Source organism: Janthinobacterium sp. NKUCC08_JDC, from assembly GCF_019345575.1.
Taxonomy (GTDB): domain Bacteria; phylum Pseudomonadota; class Gammaproteobacteria; order Burkholderiales; family Burkholderiaceae_D; genus Janthinobacterium; species Janthinobacterium aestuarii.
In genome coordinates this window covers 813,264-827,542 of record NZ_JAHKQW010000001.1, presented here as the reverse complement: position 1 = coordinate 827,542, position 14,279 = coordinate 813,264, and the positions used below count along the sequence as shown (strand labels likewise).

General features: G+C 60.0%; 9 protein-coding genes. 4 read left to right on the top strand and 5 right to left on the bottom strand.

Annotation, left to right across the window (positions count from 1 at the left end):
• Positions 1-76: 76 nt before the first annotated feature.
• The 3 genes from KO538_RS03835 to KO538_RS03825 are packed head-to-tail and all read left to right on the top strand — an operon-like array spanning position 77 to position 3,665.
• Positions 77-2,500, top strand: a complete 2,424-nt coding sequence (locus KO538_RS03835; RefSeq protein WP_219327500.1) for a heavy metal translocating P-type ATPase — start codon at positions 77-79, stop codon at positions 2,498-2,500.
• 1 nt (position 2,501) lies between these two features.
• The gene (cueR, locus tag KO538_RS03830; protein WP_034750463.1) at positions 2,502-2,921 is read left to right on the top strand and encodes a Cu(I)-responsive transcriptional regulator; all 420 of its coding nucleotides are present in this window, start codon (positions 2,502-2,504) and stop codon (positions 2,919-2,921) included.
• A 21-nt stretch (positions 2,922-2,942) separates the two neighbouring features.
• Entirely contained in the window at positions 2,943-3,665 is a 723-nt protein-coding gene (locus KO538_RS03825; RefSeq protein ID WP_219327499.1) for a glutathione S-transferase, read from the top strand.
• Positions 3,666-3,712: 47 nt separating this feature from the next.
• On the opposite strand, the gene KO538_RS03820 is transcribed toward KO538_RS03825, so the two are convergent.
• The 4 genes from KO538_RS03820 to KO538_RS03805 form a co-directional block, all read right to left on the bottom strand.
• Positions 3,713-3,913, bottom strand: a complete 201-nt coding sequence (locus tag KO538_RS03820; protein WP_034750458.1) for a heavy-metal-associated domain-containing protein — start codon at positions 3,911-3,913, stop codon at positions 3,713-3,715.
• A gap of 83 nt (positions 3,914-3,996) precedes the next feature.
• Entirely contained in the window at positions 3,997-4,938 is a 942-nt protein-coding gene (locus KO538_RS03815) for a bestrophin family protein (RefSeq protein WP_219327498.1), read from the bottom strand.
• Positions 4,939-5,202: 264 nt separating this feature from the next.
• Positions 5,203-5,610, bottom strand: coding sequence for a membrane protein insertion efficiency factor YidD (yidD, locus tag KO538_RS03810; RefSeq protein ID WP_257620145.1), 408 nt, complete (start codon positions 5,608-5,610; stop codon positions 5,203-5,205).
• A gap of 52 nt (positions 5,611-5,662) precedes the next feature.
• A complete protein-coding gene (locus KO538_RS03805; RefSeq protein ID WP_219327497.1) occupies positions 5,663-6,295 on the bottom strand; it encodes a site-2 protease family protein in 633 nt (210 codons plus the stop codon).
• 296 nt (positions 6,296-6,591) lie between these two features.
• On the opposite strand from KO538_RS03805, the gene KO538_RS03800 reads away from it, so the two are divergent.
• Positions 6,592-12,177, top strand: a complete 5,586-nt coding sequence (locus tag KO538_RS03800) for a DUF3320 domain-containing protein (RefSeq protein WP_219327496.1) — start codon at positions 6,592-6,594, stop codon at positions 12,175-12,177.
• 84 nt (positions 12,178-12,261) lie between these two features.
• On the opposite strand, the gene KO538_RS03795 is transcribed toward KO538_RS03800, so the two are convergent.
• Positions 12,262-14,076 carry a PhoH family protein gene (locus tag KO538_RS03795; protein WP_219327495.1) on the bottom strand — a complete coding sequence of 605 codons (1,815 nt, stop codon included), beginning with the start codon at positions 14,074-14,076 and terminating at the stop codon, positions 12,262-12,264.
• Between the last annotated feature and the right edge of the window lie 203 nt (positions 14,077-14,279).

The following is a 14,279-nucleotide window of genomic DNA, read 5'->3' as shown; positions in this document are numbered from 1 at the left end:
AAAATAGGGCTTGACCTTCCCATCGTTGGATAGCAGATCCTGACCTTATTCGTTAATCTTTCGGACAGGATCTGCCATGAACCAGAGTGCACTCGCTCCCGCCACTTCCCCTCCCGCCGCCGCGCATGCGCAGGCGCTGGCCATCGAAGGCATGAGCTGCGCCTCGTGCGTGGGCCGCGTGGAAAAGGCCCTGGCCGCCGTGCCCGGCGTGACCCAGGCCAGCGTCAACCTGGCCACCGAAGTGGCCAAAATCAGTTCCGACACGCCGATTCCACTGGCCACCTTGCAGGCAGCCGTGGAAAAGGCCGGCTATAGCGTGGCGCAGCGCGAGATCGACCTGAACGTCGCCGGCATGACGTGCGCCTCTTGCGTGGGCCGGGTGGAAAAAGCCCTGCTGAAGGTGCCGGGCGTGCTGGGCGCCAGCGTCAACCTGGCGACGGAAAGCGCGCGCATCAAGGTGACGGGTGGCCTGGAAGCGGGCACCCTGATCGCCGCCATCGACAAGGCCGGCTATGCAGCCACCGTGCCCGCCGCCAGCCAGGCCAGCGCGCTCGCTGCCGCACCCAACCGCGACGGCATGAAAGTGGCGTTCGCGGCCGTGCTGGCTTTTCCCTTGATGCTGCCGATGCTGCTCGAATGGGCCGGCATCCATCTGATGTTGCCAGGCTGGCTGCAATTCGCGCTGGCCACGCCCGTGCAGTTCTACTTTGGCGCGCGCTTCTACAAGGCGGGCTGGAAGGCGGCCCGCTCCGGCAGCGGCAATATGGATCTGCTCGTCGCGCTGGGGACGAGCGCCGCGTATGGCTTGTCCGTCTACCAATGGCTGACGGCGGGCGAAATGCTGCCGCACCTGTACTTTGAAGCATCGGCCGTCGTCATCACTTTGGTGTTGTTGGGCAAATGGCTGGAAAGCCGCGCCAAGCGCCAGACGGCCTCGGCCATACGCGCGCTGCAAGTCTTGCGTCCGGAATCGGCCCGCGTGCGCCGCGACGGCGTGGAAATCGACTTGCCCGTGGAACAAGTAAAAGTGGGCGACCTGGTGGTCATCCGTCCCGGCGAGCGGGTGGCCGTCGATGGCGTGGTGGTGGAGGGCGCCAGCCAGATCAATGAGTCGCTGATCACGGGAGAAAGCTTGCCGGTCGATAAGCATCCGGGCGACAAGGTCACGGGCGGCGCCATCAATGCCGATGGTTTATTGCTGGTGCGCACGCAAGCGGTGGGTGGCGAGACGACCTTGTCGCGCATCATCCGCCTGGTGGAAGATGCCCAGGCGGCCAAGGCGCCGATCCAGCACCTGGTCGACAAGGTCAGCGCGATCTTTGTTCCCGTGGTGCTGGTGCTGGCGCTGCTGACCATGCTGGGCTGGTGGTTTGCTACGGGCGAGCTGGAGAATGCCATTATCAACGCCGTGGCCGTGCTGGTCATCGCCTGCCCTTGCGCGCTGGGCCTGGCCACGCCGACGGCCATCATGGCCGGCACGGGCGTGGCTGCCCGCTACGGCATCCTGATCAAGGATGCGGAAGCGCTGGAAGTGGCGCACGCCGTCAATACCGTCGTGTTCGACAAGACGGGCACCCTGACGGTGGGCAAACCTGCGCTGGCGGCCCTGCATGCGCACGGCATCGACGATGCACGGCTGTTGCAGCTGGCGGCCAGCATCCAGCGTGGGAGCGAGCACAGCCTGGCGACGGCCGTGCTGGACGCGGCGGCGGCGCGCCACATCGAACCGTTGCCAGCCACGGGACTGTCGGCCTTGCCAGGCCGCGGCCTGGCGGCCCACGTCGATGGCCTGGAATTGAAACTGGGCAGCACGCGGTTGATGCAGGAGTTGAACGTGGACATGGCGCCGCTGGCGGAACAGGCCTTGTCGCTGGAAAACACGGGCAACACGATCTCGTGGCTGGCTTCGGGCAAGGAACTGTTGGGTCTGTTCGCCTTTTCCGACCAGGTCAAGCCGAACGCGCAGGCGGCCATCGCCCAACTGCACAGCCTAGGCATCCAGACGGTGATGTTGACAGGAGATAATCAGGGTAGCGCGGACGCCGTCGGCAAGCTGCTGGGCATCGACACGGTGGCGGCGAAAATGCTGCCGGCCGATAAAACCGCTAAAATCGTCGCGCTGAAAGGCGAGGGCGCGAAAGTGGCCATGGTGGGCGACGGCATCAACGACGCGCCCGCGCTGGCGGCCGCCGACGTGGGCATCGCCATGTCGACGGGCACGGACGTGGCCATGCATGCGGCCGGCATCACCCTGATGCGCGGCGATCCGGCCCTGGTGGCGGATGCCATCGATATCTCGCGCCGCACGTACAGCAAGATACGGCAGAATCTGTTCTGGGCCTTCATTTATAACCTGATCGGCATTCCGCTGGCCGCCTTCGGCCTGCTCAACCCCATGGTGGCGGGCGCGGCGATGGCCTTCAGTTCGGTCAGCGTGATCAGCAATGCCCTGTTGCTGCGCCGCTGGAAAGCCCGCAGTGCGCATACCAAGGAGTCATAGGATGAATATCGGCCAGGCGGCAAGCGAAACGGGCGTATCGGCAAAAATGATACGCTACTATGAAAGCATTACTTTGTTAAAACCCAGCGCGCGCAGCGACGCCGGTTACCGCATCTACACGCCGAACGACTTGCACGCGCTGCGTTTCATCAAGCGCGGGCGGGGCCTGGGTTTTTCGCTCGAGCAGATCCGCGAACTGCTGTCGCTGTGGCAAAACGATCAGCGCGCCAGCGCGGACGTAAAAGGCATCGCCCTGGCCCACGTGGCGGACTTGAATCAGCGGATCGCCGAACTGACGGAAATGCGCGATACCCTGGCCCACCTGGCGCAATCGTGCCACGGCGACGACAAGCCTGATTGCCCCATCCTGCAAAGCCTGGGGCTGGCCGGCGACAAGGAAGCGAAAGCATGTTGCCCTTGATGTAAGCCAACGGAGGTGCATATGGCGTATGAACTGTACTACTGGCCCACGATACAGGGGCGTGGCGAATTCATCCGGCTGGCCCTGGAAGAGGCGGGCGCCGAGTACCACGACATCGCCCGTTTGCCTGAGCGCAAGGGACAAGGCGTTCCCGCGATGCTGGCCTGCCTCGACGGCGGCAGCACGCCACAGGCCGCCTACGCGCCGCCCGTGCTGCGCGATGGCGAGCTGCTGATCGGCCAGACGACGAATATCCTGTTCTACCTGGGCCGGCGCCTGGGGCTGGCGCCGCGCGCGGAAAGCGGCCGTTTGTGGCTGAACCAGCTGCAGCTGACGATGGCCGACTGGCTGACGGAAGTGCATGACACGCACCATCCGCTGTCGATGAATCAATATTACGAAGAGCAAAAGCAGGCGGCCATGCTGCGCAGCGCGGATTTCCGTGCCACGCGCTTAACCAAGTTTCTCGATTATTTCACGCAAGTGTTGCTGAACAGCCGCGGCCAGTATCTGGTGGGCGCCAGGCTCACGTATGGCGATCTGTCGCTGTTTCAGATGCTGGCCGGCTTGCGTTATGCCTTTCCGCAAGCCATGGCGCGTCTGGCGCCTGAATATCCCGCCTTGTCCGACCTGCACGATGTTGTGGCGGCGCGGCCAAACATCGCCCGCTACCTGAAATCGAAGCGCAGAATCGCCTTCAATGAGGACGGCATCTTCCGCCATTATCCCGAGCTGGACGGATAAAAAAACAGCCGGCGCAATGGCCGGCTGTCGTGACGCTGCTGTGGCTGTTATTGCGCGCTGGTGACGGGAAAGCCCGCCTCCACGATGGCCGCGCTGATGGCGCCCAGTTCGGCGGGCGATTCCACCGTGACGCGTTTGCTGGCCAGGTCGATCTGCACCTGGGCTTGCGGATCGATGGCTTGCACCGCTTTCGTGACCGAGCCGACGCAATGGCCGCAGCTCATGTTTTCAACTTGTAACTGATACATGGCAAGCACTCCTTCAATGGTTAAGTGTGTCCACTGTAAGCCTTACCCCGATGGTAAGGTCAAGGGGAAAGCTGCCCTACGGATCAATTCAGCAGGAAATCGACGGCTTGCATGGCCGGCGGCACCTTGTCGTCCTGCACGGATTCGCGCAAGCTGATGTCGATGGCGCGGCACATGGCCGACAGCGGCAGATCGTTGGCATCCTCGCCGAACGGTTCCTCGATCTCGTCACCGAGCGCGTCGAGGCCAAAGAAGGTGTAGGCGACGATGGCGACGACGAACGGCGTCATGAATCCGAGCGAATCGACGAGGCCGAAGGGCAGCAGGAAACAGTACAGGTAGGCTGTGCGGTGCAGCAGCAGCGAATACGAAAACGGAATCGGCGTGCTGCGGATGCGTTCGCACGAAGCACCGGCCGCCACCATGGCCGAGACCGTGTTATCGATCTGCGTGGCCAGGATGCTGTCGATACGGCCCTGCCGGACGCAGTCGGCCAGGTCGTGGCCCATCTGCAGCATCAGGTAGTCGGACGGGTTCGCCGCCTTGCAGGCCGCGTCCCATTCGGCCGGGCGCAGCAGCGGCTGCAAGTCGGTCGGCCCGCGCGTGTCGCGCAGCTGGTGGCGCAAGGCGTGGCAAAAGGCGATGGTGCGGTAAATCATGCGCACGCGCACGTCTTCCAGGCCCAGCCTGGCGTGGGCCGGCGTGTCGCCGCGTATCATCGTCTGGCACTGGCGCGAGAAATTACGGCTGCGCAAGACCAGTTCGCCCCACAGCTTGCGCGCTTCCCAGTAGCGGTCGTAGGCGGCCGTGTTGCGAAAGCCCAGGAAGATGGCCAGCGGCAAGCCGATCAGGGTAAACGGGATGGTCGTGAGGATCACCTTGTGGTCGAACAGGGTGCCGTGGCACCAGGTGACGAGCGTGGCGATCAGGGTGTTGACGATGAGCGTGATGCGGATGCGCGGCAGGACGGAACCGCGTACCACGAGGAACAGCCGCAGCGCCGATGGACGCTCGCGCACGATCATGTTGTGCTCCCGGTTTGGGAGCGGGCTGGCGGGGAACGGCGCGCCCGGTGATGGTTAAAAGGGGTAAGACGGAACGGCAATGGCCGGGAACAAAAAGCCCGCGATATATGCGGGCTGAGCTGGGTGTGCATGGGAAGCAGAGTAGGGGAGACGGCTTGAGTATAGGCCGCCGCTTCGCTTCAGGCCAATTCATAGTGATAATGGGCATTATTCATTTCATGAATGAATATTTCATTTGTAATTTAAATCATATAACTACTGAAATTACTGTTTCTTTTTCCGTCGGGGCCAGTCGCAATCGAGCAAGTCGCATGGGTTGCAGGAACAATGGTGGCAGTCCGGCGAGGGAATGTCGCAATCGCAAAATCCCGCCTGGGCCAGATGTCTGCCGCTGCGCCGTGCCTGCGGATGCAGCGCGAGGTGTTGGCGATGCCGTTCGCCGCAGGCGCGCAAGCGGCGTTGCAACAGGGGCAGGCCCGTGCGCAAGCCATGACGTTCAATCACCCGGTAGCCATAGGCGGAGCAGCTGTCGCGCCCCGTCAGCACGCGGTAGGCGCAGGAAAACCCCTTCCATGGGGACAGGTAGCGCTGGTAGGCGCGAATGGCCCACAGGGCCAGGCGTTTGCCGCAAGTGTCGAATGAGAAAATGCCAGCTCCTTTGCCGAGTGTCAAGACAGTGGTGCGAGCATACGACAAGTGTCCAAAAAATAATAGCGTCAGCGGCCTAGGCAGTCATGATTTTCCAGCCATACCAGCCGAACGCCGCCACCCACGCCAGCAAAACCGCCAGCCCCGGCAGCAACAGCCATTTTGCTGCCGTCTCTTCCCACGCCACATACGGCTTGCCGCCGCGCGCGATGGCCAGCAGCGCCTGGCCCCCGTTCAAGCCGGCAAACGGCAGCAGGTTGAACGCGCACAGTTTCAATGAGAACAGGGCGAACACGAGCGCAAAGCCGTGCGTGCGGGCAAAGCTTGCTCCATCCCCCAGCAATGCCTGCGCCGTCGACAACGGCGCCAGCGCGCCGTGGATGATTTGTCCGAAGGTAGCGACAAAGCGCTCCCAGCCCGAGGCTCCCAGGATGCCCAGCGACAAGGCCAGCAGCACTCCCACTCCGCTCAATGGCAGCAGCACCTGCTTCCACAGCGGCTGGAAGTTATAGGCGTCCAGGCAGCGATCATCGTCATACAAGGTTTCCTCGCGCGTATCCTTCAGCACCACATTGCCGCCCAGGGGCAGCAGCTTGACGTGCACTTCCCCCCAGGTCAGCAAAGTCGGGCCCACGCCATAGCTGACGCTGCGCACGGTGATGCCGAATGCGCGGGCGCACATGGCCATGATGGAAATGTGGATGAGCATGAAGAGAGCAGCAGCTAGAAAGAATTGAATGGCCGGTGACATTGCTGATATTTTGAAGGACAGGGGGCGACATTAGAACATGCCAAAAGAAATCAATACGCTCGATAGTCCGAAATTTACCCCTTGATGGATGTTGAAAATAACTTTAACCGTATCTGGTTGGCAACTATCTTTATTGACCTGACATAAATTCAGTACTATTCCGCCTGCTTTAAGCTCGTCTATGACCTTTAGGGAGTAAAGTTGTACGTGAAAATTCAGTAGTCCCAGATTAATGATGAAGTAGTGAGGCAATAATGAATGATTCGGATATAGTTTCTCCAGCTTTTGAATCAGATTTTCTGCAAGGCAGCCTGTCTGCAGACGCAAAGCTAGAGCGTGCTCGTACGGAGTTGCTGGACTTGACTGCACGTAACCGCTTGCTGAATATTCCACGCTCCTCTACCACTGCACGAACCATTGATGTGGTTGATGAGAAGTCGAGCGAGATATTTCGATTGATGGTATCCGAAAGTCGTCCATTTAACTTTTTGCCTGGGAGGGCTGCAAGCAAGATTGACCTTGATAATACGGACGCTAACGCTAACGGTGATGAAATCGCGGAATTGGCGCCAGCCCATGATGACAGTGTCGACGCGCGCGGTGTTTTGAACCGGCATGCCGATACGCGCCTGCAAACCAGACTCACTGCCAAGGGGCTGCAGAAGCGCCTGCTTGACATGTATCTCGATGCACGTACATTGGAGGAGGAGCAGGGCGTCAATATCTTGTTCTTGGCGCTCGGTACCTTGAAATGGCTCGATCCGTTGAATGCGAAGAATGTGCGATACGCGCCGCTGATCCTGATTCCCGTCAGCTTGGAAAGGGGCAACGCTGCAGAGCAATTCAAATTGAAATGGCGCCAGGAAGAGCATTCATCGAATCTGTCGCTTGAAGCCTTTCTGGAGCGCGTGCACCATTTAAAAATGCCCGCATATGAAGCTGGCGATGAATTCGATCCCATGGCCTACATCAACGCCGTCAGGGATGCTGTGCAGTCGAAAGAAGGCTGGGTAGTCGATGCCGACGATATCGTGCTCGGTTTCTTTTCATTTTCCAAATTCCTGATGTACCGCGACCTCGACCCCGCCATGTGGCCGGAAGGCGGGCTGACGAATCAGCCTTTGATGCGTGGATTGTTATCCGATGGTTTTGCTGCCGGTGCATCAACCATTCCTGAAGACGCCAACTTAGACGAATATATCGCGCCGGCCGAGTTGTTGCATATCGTCGATTGCGACAGTTCGCAAACGCTGGCCGTGCACGATGTGCGCGCTGGCCGTAACTTGGTGATCCAAGGACCGCCCGGTACTGGCAAATCTCAAACCATTGCTAATGTCATCGCGTCGGCGATTGCCGATGGCAAGACGGTACTGTTCGTAGCGGAGAAAATGGCCGCCCTCGAGGTGGTCAAGCGGCGACTGGACCAAGCTGGCGTTGGCGATGCCTGTATTGAATTGCACAGTAATAAAGCTAACAAGAAAATGTTTCTCGATGAGCTGCGCCGTACGTCTGAACTAGGCTCACCCAAGGGCGATGCGGCCACCACCTTGAACAACCGATTGCTGGTGGCGCGCGATCAACTCAACGCACACAGTGCACGCTTGCACCTGCGGCACTCGGTTGCCCAGCTCACGCCCTATCAAGTGATCGGCGAATTGAGCAAATTACGTCTGGAACATGTCAAGCCGGTGGACATCCGTTTGCAGCAGCCTGAAAGCTGGTCGCCCGACGAGGTGCAGCAGCGCTTGGCAGTGGTTGAAGAATTGGCGCAGCGCATCGTTGACATTGGTGAGCCGGGCGACCATCCATGGCGCGGCGTGGCGCTCAAGATGATACTTCCCAATGACGTGGAGCGCCTAGTGTCGCGTATCACGGCCATGCGTGCGCGCTGCAAGGAGCTTGCTGAACAACAGGCAGAGCTGGCCATGTCGCTCGATACGGTGGCACCGGCGGTGCTGCGCGACTTTTCCTATCTGGTGGCGCTGGCGCGCGACGTTGCTGCGGCGCCCATGCTGGCCAACGAAGCCCTGCGAGCGCCAGAATGGAGCGAGCAGTCGAATGCCCTGATGGCTTTGATCGACGATGGCATCCAATTGCAACGTTTGCAGGCTGCTCTTGCGGGCGAAATCCATGCCGACGCGTGGGAGATTGAAGTGCTTGACTTGCGCCAGCAACTGGCCGGCTTGCCGCAGTACGCGAACGCACAGGCCTTCGAACGGGCGGTGGCCTTGCAAACGCTGTTTAGTAGGCTCGATGGCGAAGTTGCTTTGCTAAGCCGATTGCTCGGTGTCGATGCCGGCAGCCAAATGGCAAGCTACAGTGAGATCAACCGTTTGGTATTGACGGCACAGAAAGTGGCGACGGCACCTGATGTCAGCCCCGAGGTGTTTGTTTCGACAGTATGGGATCAAGGCGTGGAACAGGCTGCCGATCTGGCGCAATGCGTGGTGGCGCTGGAAGGCTTACAGGCGCGGCTGGAAGGAAAAATTAGCAGCGATGCCTGGCAGCTTGATCTGTCTGGGGCGCGCCAGACGCTGGCCGTCCACGGTGACAGCCTGCTGCGTTTCGTCAGCAGCGAGTGGCGCGCGGCTAGCAAGCAGGTCAAGGGCCTGTTGCGCAATCCGGACACAGCGCTGCCCGAACAGCTGGAAATTCTCGACCATCTGGGCGAAGCGAGAAAACTGCTGGAGCGGATTGAGTTAAGCAATACATTTGGCAGCGGTGCGTTTGGTGCCGACTGGAAGGGTGGCCAATCGCGCGCGGCGCCTTTGCTGGCGCTGGTGGAATGGATGCGCAGCTTGCGTGGTTTGGGAGCGCAGCCGCGAATTATTGCCAGCAAGTTGCCGGACCGCTCGGAAATTAGCCGTCGGGCTGCACTGCTGGAGAGCCTGCTGCAGGAAATCCGGCCTCTGTTAGACGCGATGTGGTTCAACGGCTGGAAAGACGAACCCGCTTTTCGTGAATGGGCTAGCGTGGAGGCCTCCGCCCTTGAGACTGTGGTCGGGCAAGTGTCTCGGCTTGCGTTTTGTCAGACCGGCTGCCAGGCTGTGATGCCACATGTACCGCTTGACCTTTCAGACAAGATTGCGCGCCTTGACTTGTTGATCGAAGCGCAGCAACTACGCCGAGATATTGATGCGGGTAGCGAACTGGGCCGAGCTGCGTTTGGGGCGCATTGGCAGGGTTCATTGTCCGACTGGGAGAGTTTGCGCATCAGCACGGTGTGGATGGCGTCCAAGTCTAGACTGCGCCATATGGTTGCGCGCCACGATAATCGCGCCGCGCCGCTACATCGTGCGTTAGAGCTTGAAGCTGCGCAGGACAAGTTCGTGAGTGAACTCGACGAACTCTATAGCGAGTTATGTACCAATAACGACAAGCTGTTTCAGGTGCCGGCTATCTTGGATTTGCCCGCCTTTGCCTTGCTTGGACGTATGGCGGTGTGGATTGAATTTTCCGAAGAGTTGTCGAAGTGGGTGATCTACCGCGACCGCTGTTCCAAGGCACGCCAGTTGGGTATCGGTGAAATTGTCACGCAACTGGAAGCTGGCACGCTGATTCCTAGGGATGCCATGCGCACGTTCACAATGGCGTATTTCGAAGCGCTTTTTGCTGATCAAGTACGCAGCGACGAGGCGCTGGCCCATTTTGACGGGCACCTCCATAGCCGCCTGGCGGCAGATTTTACGCAGATGGACCGCCAGCGCATTGCAGCATCCAGTCTGGAAGTGGTGCAAGCACACCACCGTCGCATCCCGCAGGGAGGCGGTGCGATCGGCCCCTTGGGTGTGCTGCGCGGCGAAATGGCCAAACGTAAGGGGCATATGCCGATACGCCGCTTGATGCAGCGCGCTGCACCCGCAATCCAGGCGCTCAAGCCGGTATTTATGATGAGTCCGCTATCGGTAGCCCAGTTCCTGCCTCCCGGGCAACTCAGTTTTGATTTGCTGGTGATGGACGAGGCCAGCCAGATCCAGCCTGTGGATGCGCTGGGGGCCATTGCACGCTCGCGTCAAGTGGTTGTGGTGGGTGACGAGCGGCAATTGCCACCAACCAAGTTCTTTTCCAAGATGACCAGCGCCGAGCCCGATGAAGACGGTGACGATGATGCACAAGTCTCCGATATTGAGAGCATCCTGGGGCTGTTTACTGCACGTGGCTTGCCGCAACGCATGCTGCGCTGGCATTACCGTAGCCGACATCAGTCCTTAATCGCTGTATCGAACAGCCAGTTCTATGAAAACAAGCTGTTTATCGTGCCCAGTCCCTACACCCAAGAGGCGGGCATGGGCTTACAGTTTCATCACGTAGCTAACGGCGTATTTGATTCCGGTAACACTGGCACCAATGCGGAAGAGGCTAGGGTCATTGCCGGGGCTATTATCGATCATGCGCGCAACTCACCGGAACATTCGTTGGGTGTGGCGACTTTTTCGGTCAAGCAGCGGCGAGCCATCCAGGATGAACTGGAGTTATTACGCCGCGAGCATCAGGACGTGGAGCCCTTTTTTCAGCAGCATGCCAGCGAGCCGTTTTTCATCAAGAACCTGGAAAACGTGCAGGGCGACGAACGGGATGTGATTTTTATCTCGGTTGGCTACGGTCGCAACAAGCTTGGCTACATGGCCATGCGCTTCGGCCCACTGAGTGCAGAAGGTGGTGAGCGGCGCCTCAATGTGCTGATCAGTCGTGCCAAGCGCCGCTGCGAAGTGTTTGCCTCGATTACCGATGAAGATATCGATCTCGAACGTGCCAAGGGGCGGGGTGTAGTGGCCTTCAAGCTGTTCTTGCATTTCGCGCGCACGGGCAGGCTGGGCTTGTCGCGTGTATCCGGGCGCGAATATGACAGTCCGTTTGAAATACAGGTGGCCGATGCCGTTAAGGCTTGCGGTTACGAGGTACATCCGCAAGTCGGCATCGCCGGGTTTTTTATCGATCTGGGTATTGCCGACGCCCAGCATCCGGGTCGCTATCTGCTGGGCATCGAATGCGATGGCGAGTCTTACCATAGCTCGCGCTCGGCGCGTGATCGCGATCGCTTGCGACAAGCCGTGCTGGAAGACCATGGTTGGATCATTCACCGTATTTGGGGACTCGACTGGTTCCAGAGACCCAATAATGAGTTGCAGCGCCTGCTGATGGCCATTGATGCCGCAAAGACCGAGCTGGCAGCGCGCGCTGAACTTCATGGGAGGCAGGAGCGCAAGCCGGGCGTGTCGGTAGTGACCGTGGAGCGAGAAGATCATGCCGAGATTGGCTTGGAAAGGAATGGGCAAAACAGGCCGGCGGCCTATGTCGAAGCGATCCCTGCCAAACCTGCCTATGCCGATGAGCTGCATGAGATGCCGGTAGCGGCCTTGAGCGACTTGGTCAAGCAGATCGTTAGCCTGGAAGGTCCCGTGCATGTTGATGAAGTCGTTGTGCGTCTGCGCGCTGCGTGGGGCTTGAAACGTACCGGCGCGCGCATCCAGGCAGCGGTGGAACGCGCCATCCATGCTGCCATACGCTTCGATGGCATGATCATGACGGAGCGCTTTTTGAGCATGGCCGATACCATTATCAGCATCCGTGACCGCGGCGCCGTTGTTTCCGACACCCTTCGAAAACCCGACATGTTGCCGCCGCAGGAAATCGACGTGGCGATCCTTGATACGCTACAGAAAAACTATGGCGCAGGATTAGTTGAAATTGCTCAGTACGTGGCACGCCTATTTGGTTTTAAGGCCACCAGCCCGCAGTTGCGCGACACCATCCGTGCTCGCATCGATGATCTGCTGCTGCGCGGCTTGCTGCAGAAAAATGGTGAGGTGTTCGAGCTCAGCCAGCAAGACAGCATATAAGCCTGTCAGCAAGAAAAAAGCCCCGGTCGCATCGCTGCAGCCGGGGCTTCGAATAACTGGGCGGCTGGCGCCGCCCGCCACAATTTACAGCACTTCGCTGGCGTGGTCGGCCAGGCGCGAACGCTCGCCGCGGGCCAGGGTGACGTGGCCGCTGTGGGTCCAGCCCTTGAAGCGGTCGACCACATAGGTCAGGCCGCTCGAGCCTTCCGTCAGGTAGGGCGTGTCGATCTGTGCGATGTTGCCCAGGCACAGGATCTTCGTGCCGGGACCGGCGCGCGTGACGAGGGTCTTGACTTGTTTCGGCGTCAAGTTCTGCGCTTCATCGATGATGAGGAACTTGTTGACGAACGTGCGGCCGCGCATGAAGTTGAGCGACTTGATCTTGATGCGCGAGCGGATCAGGTCTTGCGTTGCCGCACGGCCCCATTCGCCGCCATCGGAGTCGGACTTGTTCAGCACTTCCAGGTTGTCGTCGAAAGCGCCCATCCATGGCGACATCTTTTCTTCTTCCGTGCCTGGCAGGAAGCCGATGTCTTCGCCCACCGGCACCGTGACGCGGGTGACGATGATCTCGTTGTAGAGCTTGGTTTCCAGCACTTGCGCCAGGCCGGCGGCCAGGGCCAGCAGGGTCTTGCCGGTACCGGCCTGGCCCAGCAGGGTGACGAAGTCGCATTCCGGATTCATCAGCAAGTTCAGCGCGAAATTCTGTTCGCGGTTGCGCGCCGTCACGCCCCACACATTGTTCTTTGTGTGGCTGAAGTCGCGCAGGGTTTGCAGCACGGCCGTCTTGCCGTTGATCTGTTTCACCTGGCCATAGAACGGCGTTTCGCCGTTTTTCGGTTCCAGATAGATAAACTGGTTGACCAGCAAGGAAGGAATGAACGGGCCCGTCACGCGGTAGAACGTGGAGCTGTAGCCGTTCTTGCTTTCCTGCCACGATTCCATGTCCTTGCCATGCTTGTTCCAGAAGTCGTCCGGCAATTGCACGATGCCCGAATACAGCAAGTCCGTGTCTTCCAGCACATGGTCGTTGAAGTAATCTTCGGCCGGCAAGCCCAGGGCGCGCGCCTTGATGCGCATGTTGATGTCTTTCGACACCAAGACGACAGGGCGGCCTTCCTGTTCCGATTCCAGCGAGCGCACGACGGCGAGGATCTGGTTGTCGGCCTTGCCCACTGGCAAGCCAGCCGGCAAATCGGCGCTTTGCAAACGCGTCTGGAAGAACAGGCGGCCCTTGGCATCCTTGTTGCCCAGCTTGGACAGCAGGATGCCGTGTTCGATGGCGTCGTCGTCCGTGTTGCTGATCAGGGCGTCCAAGGTGCGCGAGACCTGGCGTGCATTGCGCGCCACTTCCGTCATGCCCTTTTTATGGTTGTCCAGCTCTTCCAGGGTCATCATCGGCAGGTACACGTCGTGTTCCTCGAAGCGGAACAGCGACGATGGATCATGCATCAGCACGTTCGTGTCGAGCACGAACAGCTTGCTGATGCCGCGCTGGTCGGCGGCGCGGCTGGCGGACGACTTGAGCTGCACTTCCACAGGCTTGTGCTTGGCCGGATGCGGTTGCTCGGCTTGCTTGAGGGGCTTGATCGGCGTGACCTTGCCTTTTGCGGCCGGCTTGGCTTTCGCTGCGGGCGCAGCAACGGCGGCAGGCGTGGCCGCAACAGGCGCAGGTGCAGGCGCTGCTGGCTTGGCGACCATCAGGGCCGCCACTTGCTTGATCTTCGTGGCCGCATTGCGGACCGGTTTGGCAACTTCGGTGATCGCCGTTTCAATGATCGGTGCAGCCACTTTCTTGGCTGCCGGGGTTTTGGTGGCCGGGCGCGCTGCGCCTGCGGTTGGGTAATCTTGGGTGGCCAGGATGGTGGCTGGCTTGCTCGGTAATTTTGGCAGTGGCATCAGGATCTCAATCAAAAAATTTCTGGAATGAATCTCCCATGGGCAGCCAGCTTCTGGCGGCACTTCTCATGGGGGGATGCGAGGGGAACAACAATGCTACAGGACGAGAAACTGCCGGAAGGCCGGCAGCATGGCCGGTCATGGACGCCATCGGCGGGCTGCTGGCCCGCCTGGCGGAGTGGATGGAGGCGCTTCGTTGACTC

What these genes read in the sequence shown, in the direction of transcription:
- KO538_RS03825 (WP_219327499.1), top strand. Translation starts at nt 2,943, where the DNA reads ATGGCGTATGAACTGTACTACTGGCCCACGATACAGGGGCGTGGCGAA.
- KO538_RS03800 (WP_219327496.1), top strand. Translation starts at nt 6,592, where the DNA reads ATGAATGATTCGGATATAGTTTCTCCAGCTTTTGAATCAGATTTTCTG.
- KO538_RS03805 (WP_219327497.1), bottom strand. Translation starts at nt 6,295, where the DNA reads ATGCTCATCCACATTTCCATCATGGCCATGTGCGCCCGCGCATTCGGC.
- cueR (WP_034750463.1), top strand. Translation starts at nt 2,502, where the DNA reads ATGAATATCGGCCAGGCGGCAAGCGAAACGGGCGTATCGGCAAAAATG.
- KO538_RS03795 (WP_219327495.1), bottom strand. Translation starts at nt 14,076, where the DNA reads ATGCCACTGCCAAAATTACCGAGCAAGCCAGCCACCATCCTGGCCACC.
- KO538_RS03815 (WP_219327498.1), bottom strand. Translation starts at nt 4,938, where the DNA reads ATGATCGTGCGCGAGCGTCCATCGGCGCTGCGGCTGTTCCTCGTGGTA.
- KO538_RS03835 (WP_219327500.1), top strand. Translation starts at nt 77, where the DNA reads ATGAACCAGAGTGCACTCGCTCCCGCCACTTCCCCTCCCGCCGCCGCG.
- KO538_RS03820 (WP_034750458.1), bottom strand. Translation starts at nt 3,913, where the DNA reads ATGTATCAGTTACAAGTTGAAAACATGAGCTGCGGCCATTGCGTCGGC.